Source organism: Marinobacter nanhaiticus D15-8W (assembly GCF_036511935.1).
Taxonomy (GTDB): domain Bacteria; phylum Pseudomonadota; class Gammaproteobacteria; order Pseudomonadales; family Oleiphilaceae; genus Marinobacter_A; species Marinobacter_A nanhaiticus.
In genome coordinates this window covers 1,316,748-1,335,438 of sequence record NZ_AP028878.1, presented here as the reverse complement: position 1 = coordinate 1,335,438, position 18,691 = coordinate 1,316,748, and the positions used below count along the sequence as shown (strand labels likewise).

The 18,691-nt window shown below is 60.1% G+C and carries 16 protein-coding genes; 12 read left to right on the top strand and 4 right to left on the bottom strand.

The features are described 5' to 3' along the window. Positions 1 to 229: 229 nt before the first annotated feature. Complete coding sequence (locus RE428_RS06060) at positions 230 to 892, top strand: GntR family transcriptional regulator (protein ID WP_004581086.1); 663 nt, start codon at positions 230 to 232, stop codon at positions 890 to 892. A 25-nt stretch (positions 893 to 917) separates the two neighbouring features. Here RE428_RS06060 and RE428_RS06055 read toward each other — a convergent pair whose 3' ends face one another. Then, positions 918 to 2,018, bottom strand: coding sequence for a mandelate racemase/muconate lactonizing enzyme family protein (locus RE428_RS06055; RefSeq protein ID WP_004581085.1), 1,101 nt, complete (start codon positions 2,016 to 2,018; stop codon positions 918 to 920). A gap of 335 nt (positions 2,019 to 2,353) precedes the next feature. On the opposite strand from RE428_RS06055, the gene RE428_RS06050 reads away from it, so the two are divergent. From RE428_RS06050 to RE428_RS06035, 4 genes are all read left to right on the top strand, one after another. Then, on the top strand, positions 2,354 to 4,237 hold the full coding sequence (locus RE428_RS06050) for a methyl-accepting chemotaxis protein (protein ID WP_004581084.1): 1,884 nt from the start codon (positions 2,354 to 2,356) through the stop codon (positions 4,235 to 4,237). A gap of 174 nt (positions 4,238 to 4,411) precedes the next feature. Continuing rightward, positions 4,412 to 5,197, top strand: a complete 786-nt coding sequence (locus RE428_RS06045; protein WP_004581083.1) for a ZIP family metal transporter — start codon at positions 4,412 to 4,414, stop codon at positions 5,195 to 5,197. A gap of 44 nt (positions 5,198 to 5,241) precedes the next feature. Next, complete coding sequence (locus RE428_RS06040; protein ID WP_004581082.1) at positions 5,242 to 6,492, top strand: CaiB/BaiF CoA transferase family protein; 1,251 nt, start codon at positions 5,242 to 5,244, stop codon at positions 6,490 to 6,492. Next, positions 6,489 to 7,205 (top strand): glutathione S-transferase family protein, encoded by a 717-nt coding sequence (locus RE428_RS06035; RefSeq protein ID WP_004581081.1) that lies wholly within the window; start codon positions 6,489 to 6,491, stop codon positions 7,203 to 7,205. Before RE428_RS06040 ends, RE428_RS06035 begins: the two co-directional genes overlap by 4 nt. A gap of 10 nt (positions 7,206 to 7,215) precedes the next feature. On the opposite strand, the gene ggt (RE428_RS06030) is transcribed toward RE428_RS06035, so the two are convergent. Continuing rightward, on the bottom strand, positions 7,216 to 9,024 hold the full coding sequence (gene ggt / locus RE428_RS06030; protein ID WP_004581080.1) for a gamma-glutamyltransferase: 1,809 nt from the start codon (positions 9,022 to 9,024) through the stop codon (positions 7,216 to 7,218). A gap of 237 nt (positions 9,025 to 9,261) precedes the next feature. Between ggt (RE428_RS06030) and ggt (RE428_RS06025) the strand changes: the two genes are divergently transcribed. Together ggt (RE428_RS06025) and RE428_RS06020 are read left to right on the top strand one after the other, a co-directional pair. Then, positions 9,262 to 11,070 carry a gamma-glutamyltransferase gene (gene ggt, locus RE428_RS06025; protein ID WP_004581079.1) on the top strand — a complete coding sequence of 603 codons (1,809 nt, stop codon included), beginning with the start codon at positions 9,262 to 9,264 and terminating at the stop codon, positions 11,068 to 11,070. A gap of 216 nt (positions 11,071 to 11,286) precedes the next feature. After that, positions 11,287 to 11,775, top strand: a complete 489-nt coding sequence (locus RE428_RS06020) for a pyridoxamine 5'-phosphate oxidase family protein (RefSeq protein ID WP_004581078.1) — start codon at positions 11,287 to 11,289, stop codon at positions 11,773 to 11,775. 60 nt (positions 11,776 to 11,835) lie between these two features. Here RE428_RS06020 and RE428_RS06015 read toward each other — a convergent pair whose 3' ends face one another. Next, positions 11,836 to 12,624, bottom strand: coding sequence for a CLCA_X family protein (locus RE428_RS06015; protein ID WP_004581077.1), 789 nt, complete (start codon positions 12,622 to 12,624; stop codon positions 11,836 to 11,838). 194 nt (positions 12,625 to 12,818) lie between these two features. Here RE428_RS06015 and RE428_RS06010 point away from each other — a divergent pair, with 194 nt between their 5' ends. The 4 genes from RE428_RS06010 (at position 12,819) to RE428_RS05995 (ending at position 16,725) form a co-directional block, all read left to right on the top strand. Continuing rightward, positions 12,819 to 13,433 (top strand): YqaA family protein, encoded by a 615-nt coding sequence (locus RE428_RS06010; protein ID WP_004581076.1) that lies wholly within the window; start codon positions 12,819 to 12,821, stop codon positions 13,431 to 13,433. Positions 13,434 to 13,598: 165 nt separating this feature from the next. Further along, positions 13,599 to 14,954: an MFS transporter gene (locus RE428_RS06005; RefSeq protein WP_004581075.1), complete on the top strand. Its 1,356-nt coding sequence runs from the start codon at positions 13,599 to 13,601 to the stop codon at positions 14,952 to 14,954. A 112-nt stretch (positions 14,955 to 15,066) separates the two neighbouring features. Beyond that, a complete protein-coding gene (locus RE428_RS06000) occupies positions 15,067 to 16,326 on the top strand; it encodes a PQQ-dependent sugar dehydrogenase (protein WP_004581074.1) in 1,260 nt (419 codons plus the stop codon). A 66-nt stretch (positions 16,327 to 16,392) separates the two neighbouring features. Continuing rightward, entirely contained in the window at positions 16,393 to 16,725 is a 333-nt protein-coding gene (locus RE428_RS05995) for a c-type cytochrome (RefSeq protein ID WP_004581073.1), read from the top strand. A 7-nt stretch (positions 16,726 to 16,732) separates the two neighbouring features. Here the strand turns inward: RE428_RS05995 and RE428_RS05990 are convergent, their stop codons facing one another. Continuing rightward, positions 16,733 to 17,863, bottom strand: coding sequence for a patatin-like phospholipase family protein (locus tag RE428_RS05990; RefSeq protein ID WP_004581072.1), 1,131 nt, complete (start codon positions 17,861 to 17,863; stop codon positions 16,733 to 16,735). A 157-nt stretch (positions 17,864 to 18,020) separates the two neighbouring features. Here RE428_RS05990 and RE428_RS05985 point away from each other — a divergent pair, with 157 nt between their 5' ends. Then, positions 18,021 to 18,638 (top strand): LysE family translocator, encoded by a 618-nt coding sequence (locus tag RE428_RS05985; protein ID WP_004581071.1) that lies wholly within the window; start codon positions 18,021 to 18,023, stop codon positions 18,636 to 18,638. The last annotated feature ends 53 nt before the right edge of the window (positions 18,639 to 18,691 follow it).

The window sequence follows — 18,691 nt, the reverse complement described above, 5'->3', positions numbered from 1 at the left end:
TTGTTCTTGTATGTATTTATCAGATCGCTCTGATGTATACATCATCGACCGAGGTGTATACTTGTGTCAACATTACAACTGAATACACTTCGAACGCCCGGGAAGGGTCCGCCTCAGACGGACTGCCTGCATCGCGGGAACAACCCGGCAAAAAAACAAAATCCGAGCCGCAGCAGTAGAAGAATAAATAACGCGAGCTCATTTGAATTGCCCCAGGAGTAGCCAACGCGTGAAACGCTCTAACACCCAGCGTCTGAAGGACTCCCTCGAAGACGACATCATCAATGGCCGCCTGTCACCGGGTGCGCGCCTGGATCCGGAAGAACTGGCCCAGCGTTTCAGTGTCTCCCGCACGCCGATCCGCGAAGCCATCCACCAGTTGACCGCCAGCGGCCTGGTGACGGTGGTCCCCAAGAAAGGCACCTTCGTCGCCAAGATGGGCGTGGAACAACTGATCGAGATGTTCGAAGTGATGGCAGAGCTGGAAGGCATGTGCGGTCGCCTGGCAGCACGCCGGATTACCTCAGCGGAACTGGCCAGACTGGGCGATGCGTTGAAGCGTTGCGAAGCCGCCGCGGAGAATGGGGATCCTGACGAGTACTATTACGAGAACGAGGATTTCCACCAGTGCATTTACCGGGCGAGCCACAATAACTTCCTCGTCTCCGAAGCCAATCAGCTCAAGCAGCGGCTGAAACCCTATCGACGCCTGCAGCTTCAGGTGCGCCACCGGGTCAGCAATTCATTGCAGGAACACCGGGATATCTACGAGGCCATCGAGGCTGGCCGGGCGGACGAAGCCGAAGATGCCATGCGCCAGCATGTCCTGATCCAGGGCGAACGCTTCAGCGATTTCGTCGCCAGTATGAAGAAGTTCAGCGACAGCCTCTGACGGCAAGGCGCTCGATATCGCCGGTCTAGAACTGAAGGACCGGCTCTCCCAACAGATCGAAGTCCGGCTCCACCCCAAGGCCCGGGCGATCACTTACCGTCATCCTGCCGTCTTCCGCCACCGGAGCCCCCTCGGCCAACTGTGTGGTGTTGTAGTTGTGCAGGTCGGTGGCATTGAGCAAACCACGCTCCTCCGTGCTGACCGCCAGGTGGGCGAAAGCCGCCGTAGCAATGCCACTGCCCCAGGCATCCTCGAAGGTGATTGGAATGCCCGCATCGACACAGACGTCGCGGATGACCCGCGCCCGGGTCAGACCACCGAACTTGCTGACCTTGAGCGACATCGCGTCCATGGCATCATCCCGCAGGGCCCGCTGTACCTCCCCAAGGCTGTTCAGGCTTTCATCCAGCTTGACCGGATGCTGGATACGCCGACGTACGGACAGGCATTCGTCGTAAGATGCACAGGGCTGCTCCAGGATCATGTCGATATCCGCGAGGGCGTGGGAGAATCGAAGGACTTCATCCCGGCGCCAGGCGCCGTTGATGTCGCCCACCCAGACCTCGTCGGCCTGGAAGCCATCGGCCAGTTCCACCATCAGCGCGATATCTTCCTCCACCGCGTGCCCGAGCTTGATCTGGAAATGGCGGAAGCCGGCATCCCGGTATTCCTGCAGCGTGCCGCTCATGGCCTCGGGATCCGACAGCGGCACGATGCGGTGCAGCGGCAGGCTGGGCGACATCATTCCGCCCAGCAGCGTATGGACGGGCAGATCGGCAGCCTTGCCCAGCAGGTCCCAGCAGGCGATGTCGATGGCCGCCTTGGCATAACCGTGGCCATTCAGGGCCTGGTCCATGCGTTGGGTGATGCGGGTGAGTTGGCGTGGGTCTTCGCCCAATACCGACGGCGCCAAGGCCTTCAAACAGGCCGGCAAGCCCTCCGCAAACGCTGGCATATAGCTTGGTCCGCATGGACAAACCTCCCCATAGCCACGCAACCCGGTGTCGGTTTCCAGCATCAGGATCGTGCTAGTGAAACTCTGGTAGCTTCGGCCGCCAGCAAAGGCGTAGGTTTCGCCGGCGTACTTCAATTCTGCGGTGTAGACACTCATCGTTTTGATGCGCATGAAGCTCTACTCCCAGGGTGGGGTTCTGCTACCAAACTACGCCCATACCCGAGACCTTGTCACGCCTCGACGCTGCCTTCGCCTTACAAATAGACACAATTTCATACAGCTTGCCATTGTGACTCGTTTCACATTCCGGGCACGATCTATACCTAGGCTACAAGCCGCGCGAAATAAAGGGTTCCTTCCTTTTGTTTTGCTGTGCGAAAAGTAATTTCTCATAAAAATGATTAGATGTTTACTTGTAATACAGGTTCCGGTGCGTTGACCTCCATAAACGGCTGATTTATATATCAGCATTACTCGACAACATAAGAAAACCCGGAGATGCCCTCGTGAAGTTCAACCTGTCCTGGCGCCAGAAATTCCTGGCGTTGATTATCGTCACACCTGTTGGCTTGGCTTTCATCGGGGGCGCCGTCTTCTGGGGCCTGGAAAGCGTGTCCACCTCATACCAGCGGATCTACGAGATCTCTCGTTACGAGAGTACCGCCGGCAAGCTGGTTACCGAGTGGAGTGCCGTCGAAAAGGAACTGGGCGCGCTCAGTCCCGACACCCGTGATACAACAGCTAACGCGCTCGATACCCTGCTCGCCGATGCCAATGCGCTGAATGAGCAGGCTGCAGATCTGGATGATGCCGAAGTGGCCAACTACGCCGACCAAATCCAGGCCGAAGCCGAACGCTATGTCGAGTTCCGCCGCCAGTGGCTGACACAGATGGACAGGCTGGGACTGACCGTGAACGACGGCATCCGAAAAGAACTCACTGTTGCTATGAAGCAGCTCGAGGAGCTCTCCCTGAGCCTCTTCGAAAAGAACCTGAAGGAAATCAGCACCACCTCGCGCGCTTATATCGGTGACCTCAATCCTGATCTTGCAGAACCCGCCGACAGCGCGGTGGCCGGTCTGGAGGCGCTGGTCGAGGAATATGACTGGAAAGACAACGTCATCGGAGAGAATACGCGGGCTTATCGCGAAACCTTTACTCGCGCTGACGCCATCGTACAGGAACTGATTGCTACCGGCGTCCAGGCCGAACAGGCGGGCAACGCGCTGCAGGACACGGTCCTGGCCCAGAGTGAATCCCTGCGCTCCGGTCTGATTGCCGATGCGATTCGCGAGGCGGAAGGCGCAGAGACCTCCGCCAAGGTTGTCAGTATCGGCGCCATTGCGGTATTCGGTCCATTGCTGGTGCTGATCCTGTTCCTGACTTCCCGCGTCCTGGTCAGCCGCCTCAATAGCGTGGTGTCGGTGCTGTCGCGCGTATCCAAAGGTGACCTGACGCAGAAACTCACCCTGGGCAAGAACCCCCAGGACGAGTTCAACATCCTTGGCCGGGCCACGAACGAGATGGTCGACAACATCGGCAAGCTGATGCGCGAATCCATCGCCGGCACCGAGAACCTGCTGGAAGTCCATGGCGAACTGGAAAAGACCATGGACCGGCTGAGCCAGAACAGCGAGAAGGTGGAATCCCAGACTATCCAGGCAGCGACCGCTACCCAGCAGATTTCCGTGACCCTGAACGATGTGGCCCAGCGCACCTCCCAGGTGGGCGTCTCCACCCAGAGTGCCAACGAGTCGGCCCAGTCCGGCGCCCAGGTGGTGGAGAGCAGCGTCAACGCCATGCGCCGCCTGTCGGCCATGATCCAGGACACCCACAACCATGTGAAACAACTCACCCAGGCCGCCAGCAACGTGACCGGCATTATCGACGTCATCAATGGCTTGGCAGACCAGACCAACCTGCTGGCACTCAATGCGGCCATTGAGGCCGCCCGCGCGGGCGAAGCCGGTCGCGGTTTCTCTGTGGTTGCCGACGAGGTTCGTACGCTCGCCCAGAAGACCGTAGCGGCCACCACCAACATCGTCAGCATTATCGATGACCTCAACAAGCAGACCACCAGCATGGATAAGCTCGCCGCCGAGGGCCTGAACATCGCCAAGGAAGGTGAAGCCAGCGCCACCCAGATCGCGGACGCCATGGGCAACGTGACCACCTCTATCGAAACGCTCAATTCGGAGATGGACCAGGTGGTCGTGGCGGTCGAGGAAATCTCCGTCACCACCGAAGAGATCGCCCAGAAGATGGAAGAAATCCGCGGCCAGAGCGGCGAGACACAGTCGATCGGGCAGGAACTGGGCCGCCAGAACGAACGTCTCTCCCAGCAGGCGGGTGTTATTGCCGAAAGTACCCGACGTTTTCGGGTTCAATAAGAAATCGTAATCCTTACTGAACCCGTCGCGATGGCCTTCAGTATGTCTTGAACACTAGTATGTTCAGGCAACACTAAGGACATCGCGTCGGTTCAGGGCTCGCAAGCAACTTACTGATCCAGGGCTGCATCCCACCGGCATTCATTTCCCCCATCAGGATGATCAGGGAGATTCATGCTCGCAGACATGAATGTGGTCTGGCTGGGCTCGTTTGCCAGTCTTCTTGCCGGCATGGGCACGGCACTGGGCGCGCTGGGTGTATTCCTGGTACGCCGTCTTTCCGACAAACTTCAGGATGGCATGTTGAGTGCGGCCGCCGGTGTCATGCTGGCGGCGTCCTTCTTTTCCCTGCTACTACCCGGTATCGAATACGGCGAAGAACTGACCGGGCATACATGGATAGCGGCCCTCATGGTAATCGCCGGGCTGCTGATGGGCGCGTCCCTGCTCTACTACATCCACCAACGTCTGCCCCACGAACACTTCGCGCTCGGCCGCGAAGGCCCCTCGATCGCACATATCCAGCGGATCTGGTTATTCGTCATCGCCATTACCCTGCACAACTTCCCGGAGGGAATGGCAGTGGGCGTCGGCTTCGGTGGCGGCAATATCAGCAATGGCGTCGCCCTGGCCATCGGTATCGGGCTGCAGAATATTCCCGAGGGCCTTGCAGTCGCCGTGTCGTTGCTGGGGATCGATCACTCGCGAACCAAGGCGTTCGGGATTGCCTTACTCACCGGGCTGGTCGAACCGGTTGGTGGCGTGTTCGGAGCCACGATGGTCTGGCTGGCCGAGCCCATTATGCCCTGGACCCTGGGATTTGCTGCAGGTGCGATGCTGTTCATCATCAGTGACGAGATCATTCCGGAAACACACCGGGGCGACTACCGTACCCTGGCCACCTTCTCCCTGTTGGGCGGGTTTGTCATCATGATGTTCCTGGATGCCACGCTGGGCTGACGCCGTATTCGATGGGTGCGAATCACGCATAAGGAGACATAACCATGACAGCCCCTTTACACGGAATCCGCGTGATCGACCTGACGGCCATGGTCTCCGGGCCGCTGGCGACCATGATGCTCGCCGACCAGGGTGCCGAGGTCATCAAGGTCGAGAATCCCGCCGGCGGCGATTTCACCCGGCTCGCCGCCAATCGCCAGGCTGGCTTCGCCGCCTCCTACCTGAACAACAACCGCAACAAGCGCTCCGTTGCCCTCAACCTGAAAGAACCGGAAGGCAAGGAGGCATTGCTGAAATTGATTGCGGGCGCCGACGTGTTCGTACAGAACTTTCGTCCGGGCGTGATCGAACGCATGGGCTTTGGCGAGGAAGCTGTGCGCAAGGTGGCGCCCGATATCGTCTACGTATCGATCAGCGGCTTCGGCGAAACCGGCCCCTATGCCGACCGGCCGGTATACGACCCGCTGATCCAGGGCCTGTCCGGACTCGCCAGCGTCCAGGCCGGTTCCGATGAGCGCCGGCCGCAACTGGTCCGCACCATCCTGCCGGACAAGCTGACCGGTGTCACAGCTGCACAGGCTATCACTGCGGCCCTGTTTGCCCGGGAACGTACCGGTGTGGCCCAGCATGTGCGGCTGTCGATGCTGGATGCAGTCATTGCCTTCCTTTGGGGATCGGACATGGGCAGCCAGACGTTCGTGCAGAACGAGCTGCCGCAACAGGAAGCAGCCAGCTTCCAGGACCTGATCTACGAGACCACCGACGGCTATATCACCGTCGCGGTCCAGAACGACCGGGAGTGGCAGGCGCTGCTCAGGGCGCTGGAGAAGGAGGAATGGGCTGAGGATCCCCGCTTCCTGGACGCCGAGCTGCGACAGCAGAACATCGATGCCCGGCTCGAGCTGACCCAGTCGGTGCTGCGCACGAATACATCCGGCTATTGGCTGGCGCGTCTGGAAGCAGAACGCGTGCCCTGTGCCCCGGTTTTGACCCGGCACCAGATGATCCGCCACCCGCAGGTGGAGGCCACCGGCATCGTTCGCGAATATGAACACCCAGAGGCCGGACGCCTGCGCCAGGCCCGCGCCGCGGCTCGCTTTTCCGGCGCGGAATTGCCGGCACCGGCGCCCGCCCCTGCCCTCGGCGCCGACACCCGGGCCCTACTAGGCGCCCTCGGCTACGATGACGCCACACTGACCGACCTGGCCAGGCGGGGCGTTATCGGGGCTATTAATTTAGAGAGCAATACAGCGAGCGATGCTGAGAGCGACACAGCGAGTGAGGACTCCGAATGATCGATTTCTACTACTGGCCCACACCCAACGGCTGGAAAGTCTCCATCATGCTGGAGGAATGCGGCCTGGATTACCGGGTCATTCCGGTAAACATTGGACGCGGCGACCAGTTCAAACCGGAGTTTCTCGCCATCAGCCCCAACAACCGCATGCCGGCCATTGTCGACCATGATGTGGACGGCGAACCGCTACCCATTTTCGAGTCCGGCGCGATCCTGATCCACCTCGCGGAGAGAACCGGCCGCTTTATGCCCACCGACGCCCGTGGCCGCAAGGAGATGCTGGAATGGCTGTTCTGGCAGGTGGGCAACCTCGGGCCGATGGCGGGTCAGGTAAGTCACTTCGTCAACTACGCGCCTGGCAAACATCCCTACTCGTCCGAACGCTATAACAACGAATACAACCGTTGCCTGGGGGTATTGGACCGGCGGCTGGAGAACCGCGAATACATCCTGGGCGATGACTACACCATCGCCGACATCATCAGTTGGCCCTGGGTGTTGATTGCCAAACCGCTGGGACAAGACCTGGATGACTTCCCCAACGTACGGCGCTGGCGCCAGACCATCAAGGAACGCCCCGCGGTGCAGGCCGGCGTGGACCTGGGCAAGGAAAACCGGCGCCAGGCGCCACCGGGCGAGGCCGAGCGCAACATCCTGTTCGGGCAGAACAGCCGTTCGGGACAGGGCAGCCGCTCGGGTGAGGATAGTTAGGTAATCGTCGCTACTGGCCGGCAATGGCGCCATCCACACGCGGGTCTGTACCGCCCCGCCAGCCATCGGCGTGCCGTTCGATACCGTGCAGACCGCTCATCAGGCCATCGACGTCCACGTCATGCCCCATCGCCTCGAGCCGGTCGATGATGGCCTCCGGCACCGTGCCCTCTTCGATCTCAAGGATTTCCCCCTGGTTGACGATGTTCGGTAACTCGATCGCGTCCTGGACACTGAGGTCCCAGTCCAGGACACCCACCACGACCTTGGCCACGTAGTCGATGATCCGCCCGCCGCCCCGGGAACCCATCACCAGGCGCACCTGCCCCTCCGGGTCCAGCACGATGATCGGTGACATGGAGCTGCGCGGCCGTTTATGGGGTTCGGGCGCGTTTGCCTTCAGCTTGCCATTTTCGTAGGGGACAAAGTCGAAATCCGTGAGCTGGCTGTTGATGACGAAACCGTGGGTCATCACCCGGCTGCCAAAAGGTGCGGCGTTGGAATTGGTCATGCTGACGACGCCACCGTCGGCATCGACGATAGAGAAATGCGAAGTACCGTGCTCCTCTTTGTATTCGAGCGGCCCGGCCACATCGTTGATCGCTGCCGTGGGCGGCATACCGGGCTTAACGTCCGCCAGCGCGTTCTGCGGCTCGATCAAGTCGGCGCGCTGTGCCAGGTAGTCCTTATCCAGTAACGAGGCCAGGGGGATATCGACGAAATCCGGATCACCGACGTAATAGTGAACATCCGCCAGCGCGAGGCGGCTAGCTTCGGAAAACAGATGAATGGCTTCCACTGACTTCGGCGCCATGGCTGACATGTCGTAATGCTCCAGGATGCCCAGGATCTGCAGCACACCCAGTCCCCCACCGTCCGGAGGCGGCGGGCCGCAGACCGTCCACTCCCGGTAATTGCCGCAGATGGGCTCGCGTTTTATCGCCCGGTAGTGGGCGAAGTCTTCGATACTGATCGGACTCCCCAGAATCGTGTCATCCCTGGCGGTTCGTACGAAGTCACGGGGAATTTCCCCCTGGTAGAACGCCTCGAGGCCTTCGTCCGCGACTCGCTCAAGGGTTCTGGCCAGTTCAGGATTCTGCAAACGGGGATGATCTCCGGCACTCGCCGGCTCGACGAAGGCATGGTCCAGGGCATGGAACAGGGCGAGAGAGGGATCGAAATCAACCTGCTCGCTCAGTCGCTCCGGTATGGGCACACCGTCCTGTGCCGCATCGATGGCGGGCTGCAGGAGATCTTTCCAGGGAAGCGTGCCATGGTCCTGGTGAGCCAGATGGAGCATGGCTACGGTACCGGGAACGCCAATCCCGTGGCCACTAATCACCGCAAACCACAGAGGCATTGCGCCCTCCAAACCGGGAACACCACGAAAAGCCATCAACTGGTACGGCGACATGCCCGACGGCGCCATCTCCCGCCCATCATAGACGTCGATCTCACCCGTACTGCCGTTCCGGTAGACCATAAAGCCACCACCGCCTATGCCGGTCGACGGCCCAGCCACGAACGACATCATCATCTGTACAGCGACGGCTGCATCGACCGCGTTCCCGCCCCGGCGGAGGACCGCCAATCCCACCTCAGATGCCAGCGGGTTGCCGGAGACCACCATCATCTCCCGGGCTATTTCGGCGTTTCCAGGAGCGTCCGTTGCGGCCATAGCTTTGCCTGACAGCGCCACGACACACGTCACCGCAAGGAAAAACAGCAGCACGCAACCGACCGCAGTGACCCGAAAATCTCCGGCGATTCGCCTGAACCACTGACTTGCTTCCTGGAAATCCGCGGGCTGGGGCAACATGGCAAATCCTTAGTCGAAACGGTCGGCATCCGATGCGCAACCAAGCATGCCACTCCCCTGTTACAACCCGCGACAACCTGAGTCTTACCACTTCGTAATCTGCTCTGACCGCGTTTTAAACCTTTGCGGTTGCAACCACAGCGACTCCTTAGGTGTAGTGGATATTCAACCGTGCATTTATTGACTCGAGGCTTTTCGGGCTACGGGCAGCAAGAGCGAACAACAGGAAAGATCTCCATGGACAAAGCTTCAAGACACAAGGCACCCCATCACGCTGGCCTTAGTCGTACCCGTCGTCGTCGATTAAACGTTAGGGGTCCATTTCTGGCTCTCTGGCTGCTGGGCGGCTTCAGCCTTCAAGGCTGCGCCAGCGCCGACCAGTCCCACGGTGCCCCACCTGCCAACCAGTCGCCCGAAGAGCAGACTGCAGAGAAGTTCATGGTGACCGCTGCGAATCCGCGAGCCGTGGAGGCTGGCGTAGAGGTCTTACGTAACGGCGGTAACGCGATGGACGCTGCAGTCGCCGTGCAAATGGCGCTGACCTTTGCCGAGGCCCCGGAGACCGGTATCGGGGGCGGCGGTTTCATGCTCTACCGGGACGGTAAGACCGGTGAGATCACCATGTATGACGGCCGCGAAAAGGCGCCGGCGGACGCAGAGCGCGAAAGATTCATGATGTGGCGTTGGTCCATGCCGCTTTGGCTGGCGGTCCCCAGCGGCTTGTCCGTCGGCGTCCCTGGCCTGGTGGCGATGATGCACGATGCCCATGGGGACCATGGTTCCAAACCCTGGGCCGAACTCTTCCAACCTGCCATCACAATGGCCGAGAACGGCATTCCCATGCCCCGCCGTCTGCAACGGCAGATCGAGAACGACTGGTCGCTGCGGATACTGGATGATACCGACGACTACTTCGTCGACCAGTGGGCGGCGTCGGACGAACCGCAGCTACGCAACCCGGCGCTCGCAGACACCCTGCGCGAAATCGCACAGCAGGGACCTGAAGTCTTCTATGAAGGGCATATTGCCGAGGATATCGTCGAAGCCGCGCGCAGCCGTTGGCTCTGGGGCAGCGATATCACCATGGAGGATATGCGCAATTACGAACCGCAAACCCGCGAACCGGTGTGTGGCGAGTATCGCCAATGGACCCTGTGTGGTCTGGCCCCGCCCTCCTCTGGCGGCATCGCGGTTCTGCAAATCCTCGGCATGCTCGAACAGTATGAAATGAGTGCATTGGAGCCGGTCAGCGCCGAGGCGATCCACCTGGTTGCCGAAGCCAGTCGGCTGGCCTTTGCGGACCGCTTCAACTATGTGGGCGATCCGGCGTTCGTCGATGTGCCATCGGACGCCCTGATCGCCGAGGACTATCTCAACCGGCGCGCCGAGCTGATCGAGACCGGTATCGCCATGACCGAAGCCAAGCCCGGGCAACCTGGCGGCCCGGCGTACCTGGAAGACGAACAGGTACCCGAGGAAAAGGAAACCACCGGCACTTCCCATTTCAACGTCATCGATAGCGAAGGCAACATGGTGGTGATGACCAGCTCCATCGAGGCACCGTTCGGTAGTCGCAACCGGGTGGATGGTTTCTTCCTCAACAACCAACTGACGGATTTTACCTTCCAGCCTCGCTACGACGGGGAGTTGGTGCCCAACGCCGTCGCCCCGGAAAAGCGCCCGCGTAGCTCCATGTCCCCCATCATCGTAATGAATCCCGAAGGCGAGGTGGAACTTATCGTCGGGTCGCGGGGCGGGAGTCGTATCATCGGCTATGTGGTCAAGGCCCTAGTGGGGGTACTGGACTGGGACCTGACCATCCAGGAAGCCATCGCCCTGCCCAATTTCCTGCATCGCGGCGAAGGCAAACCATTGGAGCTTGAGGCCGGCACCCTGGCGGCCACCCAGGCCGACGCCCTGCGCGAGATGGGTCATGATGTGGAGGTACTTCGTCTGGAAAGCGGCCTGCACGGCATCCAACGCACAGAGACCGGTTGGCGCGGCGGCGCCGATCCACGCATGGATGGGGTAGCGCTCGGCGACTGAACGACGCTTCCCGTAAGTTAAGAGAAGAGTGAACGCTCCATGCTCTCTGTCTTTCTGGCTCGCGAAGCGTACGCCCCGCGTCATTTCCATCTTCGCGGGGTTCACCGAAGACCAGCAAAGTTAAGGAACCGTCATTGGCGATTTGTGAACGCGGAAGGTTGAATGATCGTACACAATCGGTGAAACAATCAGTCACAGCAACAAGGAGGAACGCTTATGTCCAGCCCGGAGCACAAGGAAAAAGTCTGGGATCTGATCCGCCACATCAAGACCGGTATGCTGACGACGTTGCATGGCGAGGAGCTACGTGCCCGCCCCATGCACCTCGTTCAGGATGAGTATGATGGCACGCTCTGGTTCTTTACCGACCTGGAATCTGAAAAGGTTTTCGAAGTGGAGAATGACAGTGACGTCTGCGTGGCATTCGCCGATACGCATGACGATACGTATGTCTCGATGACCGGTGTGGGCCGGATCGTCAAGGACAAGGCTCTGATCGACAAGTTCTGGAATCCATTCATCGGTGCCTGGTTCCCCGATGGCAAGGGATCACCCAACGTCGGCCTGATTGAAATCAAGATCCAGAAGGGCGAGTACTGGAACAGCGACACCAGCAAGATGGTATCCTTCTTCAAGATGGCGAAAGCCAACGCGAAGGACGAGACACCCAATATGGGCGAGCACGAGAAGTTCGGGACGTCCTGATCGAGCATGGCACCCGAACCGGGCCCTCGCGAAAGCGGCTAACGCCGCTTTCGCAATCTATTACCTTGTACTCACAGCGCCAGCCTGGCGCCCCAACGCCGCTCCCAACCGACGAAAATATGCTCCATAGGCCTCGTTGATCCGCTCACGTTGATGGCCCAAGGGATAGAGCCCCATCCTCGCTTCTTCAGACTCCCGCGCGCCCCTTACGAGAAAGGCATTCTTGACGGTCGCATCCTGCACAAAGGCTTCGAATGCCCGAGCGCAGAGTTCCTCCGGCTGACTGAAGTAAACGATACCCGCTGCCTTGTCGGCCCGCGCCGATTGGCGGAACAGGTCGCTGGGTTCATCGCCTCCCTCGTCTAGCAGGACCGCCTCGAAGCATCGCTGCAAAAGCGTGTTGAGTGGATGAGCGACAGCCTTACGCCTGGAGAGCCAGACCTTTGAGGCAAAAGCGCCCGTTTCCGCTCCCGCGAACAGCTTGCCGCAGATATAGTGATCGAAGGCGTGAAACCACTCGTGGGCAATGCTTCCCGGACCGGCATTCTTGGCCAGGGCAAAGCTTCGGGTGGCCGGGGTGTAGTGGGCAGAAACACCCGGCCGGCCGCCGATGCCGTATTGCAGCCCAAGGCTGCCGCGCAGGGAAACCAGCTCCTCCGGGCCGCCGAGGATCGCCATCAGGTCGCAGAGCGCGTCGTAGAACAGCGCTGCACTGCGCTGCTTCTCCGCCTCGGTGACCCAGCGCCCCAGCTCGACACTGCGAAAGCCAAAGCGGCACCTCACATCCAGAAAGGTGACGGTAGAGCCTGCCCGGTGATCGGGTCCGCGACGAAAGAATTGCCTTGCCATTCAAACCAACAAATACTGTTTATTTATACAGCCATTTTTAGACAGTCAACGGTCTAAAGCAACCCCAGCGTTGCGCAGATGCCTCACTGCCTGCCTCCAACGCTCCTAACGCATTATTTCTTTTTAATTTTCATTTCCTGCCAATGCCGCTAACGTCGAGGTTTGAGGCCTTTTCACCAGTGCCAGGACTTACCATGTCGGATGGATCCGAAACCACGACCCGAGAAACGCGCAGGAACTCCCGACTGCGTCGCCTGCTCAACCGCTTGATTCACTCCAAACACATGCTTTGGGGGCTTGGCCTAGCCTCGTTCCTCGAATCGATCATCGTACCGATACCCCTTGAGGCCATCCTCATCCCGCTGATGCAGGCGCGCCGCAGCGCGATGATTGCCCTGGCGACCGCCGCGCTGCTCGGCTGCCTGGTCGGCGCCAGTGTCGGCTACGCGGTCGGTTATTTCATCTTCGACGCGGTGGGCCAGCAACTGGTCTCCCTGATCGCCAACCAGCAGCAGTACGAACAGGTGGCCCGGCAAATGGAAAGCCAGGGATTCTGGTTCGTGCTGAGCGTGGGCGTGATTCCGGTCCCCTTCCAGATCGCCATGCTGGCGGCCGGCGCCACCAAGTATTCGTTTGGCCTGTTCCTGGCGGCTTCGATCATTGCCCGGGGACTACGCTACTACGGGCTGGCCCTGCTGGTCTGGCTGGCCGGCAACAAGGCCCAGGCATTGTTCGAGCGGCACAAGGTATCGGTCACCATCGGTCTGACGGTGGTGGTGGCCGCCGCCTGGGGACTCTCGATGCTTTAGTGGGCCGCGCGTGCGGCCTCACGTGCTTTCGCACATTACCCGTTCTTCAATTTCCGGCTCCAAGCCTTTAACTCAGGTTTTTTGCCATAACATTCAGGCTGTACCAAGCTTGTCCATACACTGACTGCGACACCGCTCATTAATACCGATGGAACCGGAGGATCGATGTCGAAAACCGCACTCAGCCTTTCTTCGCTCATTGCCAGCATCATCCTGCTGATCGGCGGTAATGCCTTCCTGATGACCCTGCTAGGGCTGCGCCTGAGTATCGAGGAATTCAGCGCCAGCGTGATCGGCTGGATCCTGGTGTTCTATTCCGTCGGCTTCGTGGGCGGCACGCTCTACGCCGGGCGCATCATAGAAAGGGTGGGACACATCCGCGCATTCGCGGTGTTTGCAGCGGTGCTGGCGGCCTCGATCCTGCTCTACCCAATGGCCGTCAAGGCTGGGCTCTGGGGAGTCCTGCGGGCTTTGGGCGGGTTCGTCATGGCCGGCCTGATGATCGTCATGGAAAGCTGGTTCAGTAGCCGGGCGGACAACAACAACCGGGCAACCCTTTTCGCGATCTACCAGATTGTCTTCTTCCTCTCTACGGCCGGCGGTCAGGTACTGATCCGGGTCGCGGATCCAGCCGGTTTCATTCCGTTTTCCCTTGCCGCAATGCTGGTGGCCCTGGCACTCGTTCCGCTCTCGCTAACACGCCGGGAATCGCCCACGATCATCCAGGGCGAACGGATGTCACTGGCCAAGCTCTATCGCATTACCCCAGTGGGCACGCTCGGCGCGCTGGTCGCAGGCCTGCTGATCAGCGCCTTCTACGCCATGGGGCCGGTATACGCCAACCAGATCGGGCTCGACGTCAATCAACTCTCCAACTTCATGGCTTCGGCTATCGTAGCCGCCATGATCATGGCGTGGCCGGTGGGCCGCTTCTGCGATCACTTCGACCGTTACCGGGTGATGCAGGTCGCCACGCTGGTCGCCGCAGGTTGCAGCGTGGCTGCTGCCCTTGTCGGAAGTTTCAACATGCTGGTGCTGATACTGTTCGTGGGGCTCTACATGGGTATCAGCGCAACGATCTATCCGATCGCAGTGGCCATCAGCAACGACCGGATGGACAGCCACCAGATTACCGCCGCCAGCACGGCGCTGCTTCTAAGTTACGGTATTGGCAGTTGCATAGGCCCGGTGGTCAGTTCGTTCGTAATGGACCTGATGGGGCCGGCGGGGCTGTTTGTCAGCAACGCCGTGATCCTCGGGCTCCTGCTGTTTTTCATCACGGTTGGCCCTGGTCGCCACAAGCGAGTACCGGTGGAAGAACAGGAGCATTACTACACCACCTCGCCGGAGATGGCCCTGGGTATGGCCGATCTGGATCCGCGCAATCCAGACTTCGAGGCCCATACCAACCATGAATCTGCGGACGAGGGTGAACCGCCACCTGAAGACCCGCACCACGTGGAAGCCAATGCGGAATCGGAGACGTCAGGAGACGATACGGATGATAGTAAAAAACAATAGCGCTCTTAGATGGTTTAAAGCGCCAGGCACTCCAAAACGCGTTGACGGTTAAAAAATAACCACCTTTACTGATTGTTGCCCAAGCAACCATTGGAAAGGGAGTGCCACAACAATGACAAGAAATACCCTAGCAATCAGTGTCTCCGTCCTTATCGCGCTATCGCATTCCGGTCTTCTCAGGGCCGATGATACGCTCAAGAAACTGGGCAATTTCCAGACGACGGGGACCACCGAGTTCACCGTTATCGACCAGAAGTCCGCCAGCGCTGACGCTATCCGCAAGACGCTGGAAACGATCAAACTACCCAAAGGCTTCCGCATCGAGCTTTACGCGCTGGTGCCCGATGCACGCCATATGGCCGTCGGTCCCCAGGGCATCGTGACCTTCGTGGGCACGCGCAAGACCGAAGTCTGGGCCGTCACCGATCGCGACAAGGATCGGGTGGCGGATGAGGTCAAGAATTTCGCACCCTCGCTGGCCAAAGCCATTCCCAACGGCCCCTGCTTCTCGCCGGAAGGCGTGCTGTATATCGCCGAGCAGAACCGGGTACTGGCCTACCCCGCCGCTGAGTTTTTCTATGAAAGTCCGGATGTCGTGGCGTCGGAGGTGATTCCCGGCGGTAAATTGGTGCCGTCGCAGTTCGAAAGCTATAACCACACCGCCCGGGTCTGTGACGTCGGCCCTGACGGCAAGCTGTATATTTCCCTTGGCCAACCTTACAACGTGGCGCCCAAGGAGCACCTACAGGTGTTCGAGGAACAAGGCATTGGCGGCATCATCCGGGTCAACCAGGATGGTACCGAGCGCGAGGTCTATACCCTTGGGGTACGCAACTCCGTGGGCCAGGATTTCCACCCCGACACCGGCGAACTCTGGTTCACGGACAACCAGGTGGACGGCATGGGCGATGATATCCCACCCGGTGAAATCAATCGCCAGACCGCCATGGATCAGCACTTCGGTTTCCCCTGGTACGGCGGTGGTGACGTGCGCACCAACGAATACAAGGACGAGGACGTGCCGGCCGACACCGTTATGCCTGTCGCAGAGACCGTGGCTCATGCCGCCGATCTCGGCATGATTTTCTACACCGGCAACATGTTCCCGAGCGAGTACAGCGGCGGTATCTTCTCGGCACAACATGGTTCCTGGAACCGTACGGAGCCCGTGGGGGCACGCGTCATGTTCACGCCGGTGGATGGCGAAGGTAACGTTAAGGGCGAGCCCAAACCCTTTGCCGAAGGCTGGCTCGACCAGAACGGCGAATACCTGGGGCGGCCCGTGGACGTGGCGCAGCTCAGGGACGGTTCGCTATTGGTGTCCGACGACTTGGCCGGCGCGGTATACCGGATCTCCTACGGCGGCTCATAGCATTCCCGCCCCATCATCACTTGCGACGGGGTAACGCCGTACCCGCCGCACATCCGGAGCCCTACCATGCCTCGTCCACGCCTTTCGCTCGTGCTTTTGTTGGCTACGTGCCTGGTTCCCGTCTGTGCCCAGGCCGCCGACCCGGCCAACGGACGCAAGCTGGCGCGCCAATGCCAGACCTGTCACGGTCTCGACGGTATCGCCAGGATTCCCATCGCCCCGCACCTGGCCGGCGAGAGCCAGATCTACCTCGAACGACAGCTCAAGGCCTTCCGCAGCGGTGAGCGCCAGCACGAGATGATGACGGTCGTTGCCAAGGACCTGACCGACCAGCAGATCTCCGACGTGGCCGCCTGGTACGCCTCGATCAAGATTTCCGTGACCCTGCCGGATGAGTGAAGGGTGGTCAGTTCGCGTCCGCCTTGAAGAACTGCTCGATTTGCCGCGACTGGCGCTGGGCATCCTCGTACCCCATACGAATCAGCTCGCGGCAGAAGCCCTGATCGAACATCAGGTAGCTCACCAAACTCGAACCGGAGGAGTGAGCATCACGGCTTGCTCCGGCAAATCGACGCAGGACCATGGGGATGCGGTTGAGGTAGCGGGTGGCCAGCTCACCCATGTCTTCCGACGGAGAAATCTCCAGCAAACGTACGGGTTTCAAGTCAAGTTTCGATTCTTGCAGCTTGTCTTCGGGCACCAGTTCCAGCAATTGGTTGATCAGCCGCAGACGGTCGATATCGTAATCCAGGGTGTCCAGGAACATGCCATTGAAGACATGGGCGATCACGTGGCCCAAATCGGCCACCTCCGGCGTTTTTGGCCGCTTCGGCGGGCATATGTTGTTCGCGCTGACACCGATGACCAGCACTTTTGATGCGCCCAGCCGCAACGCCGGGCTGATATGGGCCATCTGCCGGGTGACGCCATCGCCAAAATACTCGCGGTTGATTCTTACCGGCCTGAACAGTGTTGGGATGGCCGAGGACGCCAGCACGTGGTCAAGCCCCAATTCCGTACGGACACCCGCTCGCTGTCCGATGGCCCATCCCGCGATCGACGGCGCTCCCTCGAAGAAGCAGATGCTTTGGCCCGTGGTATATCCACACGCGTTGACGCCAAGCGCCGCGATGTTACCTGCGGCGATGGCGGCCCTTGCCTGACCAAAATCCACCTCCCGCTTCAGCAAGGCTTTCAGCGGGCTGTTGTTCAGCAAGGCCATGGGGCTTTCATCGTAGGCGCCTGAGATCATGCGCCGGGCGATATCCGTCATATTGCGGAGGATGTCGTAGGAATTGGCCTTGTAGATCTGGTCGATGGTGAGTTCTGACCAAATCTGTTCGAGCTTGGTGATATTGTGTCGGAATACCCCGCCACCGCCGGCCAACGCCACGGCGTTGATCGCGCCGGCGGACGTACCGACGATCACGCGAAAGGGGTGCGCCCAGTCCGGGAAGATATCGGAGATCCCTTTCAGCACGCCAACCTGATACGCGGCTCGGGCACCGCCGCCCGTAAGTACCACTCCGGTATCCATCCGAACCCTCCCTACCTGGTGATGGACTTGCTATACAGAACCTAACCAAGCATAGCCCAGGCACCAGCCACCACGGCATGACGCAAATCAGTTGGCGTGGTATCCCCCGCATCGGGAATCATCTAGACTTCCACCGTTTCGGGAGAAGGACTTCACCATGACACTCGCCACTTGGCTCACGGTCGTCAGCATCTGCATCCTCGGCGCGATGTCACCGGGCCCGTCGCTTGCGGTGGTATTGAAGCAGACCCTGGCGGGCGGACGTCGCAATGGTGTCGTCGCAGCCTTACTGCATGGTCTGGGAGTAGGTCTTTACGCGCTGTTGAGCATTGTCGGACTGGCGGCAATCATCACTGCCTCGCCGACGGCTTTCACGGTCCTGCAATGGGGCGGTGCGCTTTATCTGGCGTGGCTGGGCGTCAAAGGTCTGACCGCCCGAAGCCGAGCTGACAACGCCCTGCCCGAGGTACCCACCACGACCAGCGCTGCCCGCGACGGCTTCCTGGTGGTCTTCCTCAACCCCAAGATCGCCGTCTTCTTCATTGCCCTGTTCAGCCAGGTGGTCGGTCAGGACACCTCGTTCATCGCCAAACTCGGCTACGCGGCCACCGCCATGATCATCGACGGCGCCTGGTATCTGATCGTCGCCTGGCTATTCTCGAGCCCCCGCTGGCTCAAGCGCCTGCAACAGCACACCGTCTGGTTCGAGCGTCTGTTCGGAGCGATCCTGCTGGCCCTGGCCGGTCGGTTGGTGGTGGGGATACTGAAAAACTGAGCTAAAGGCCCTGCCCCGGGCTTGCTTTGCTTAAGCTCAGATACCATATACGC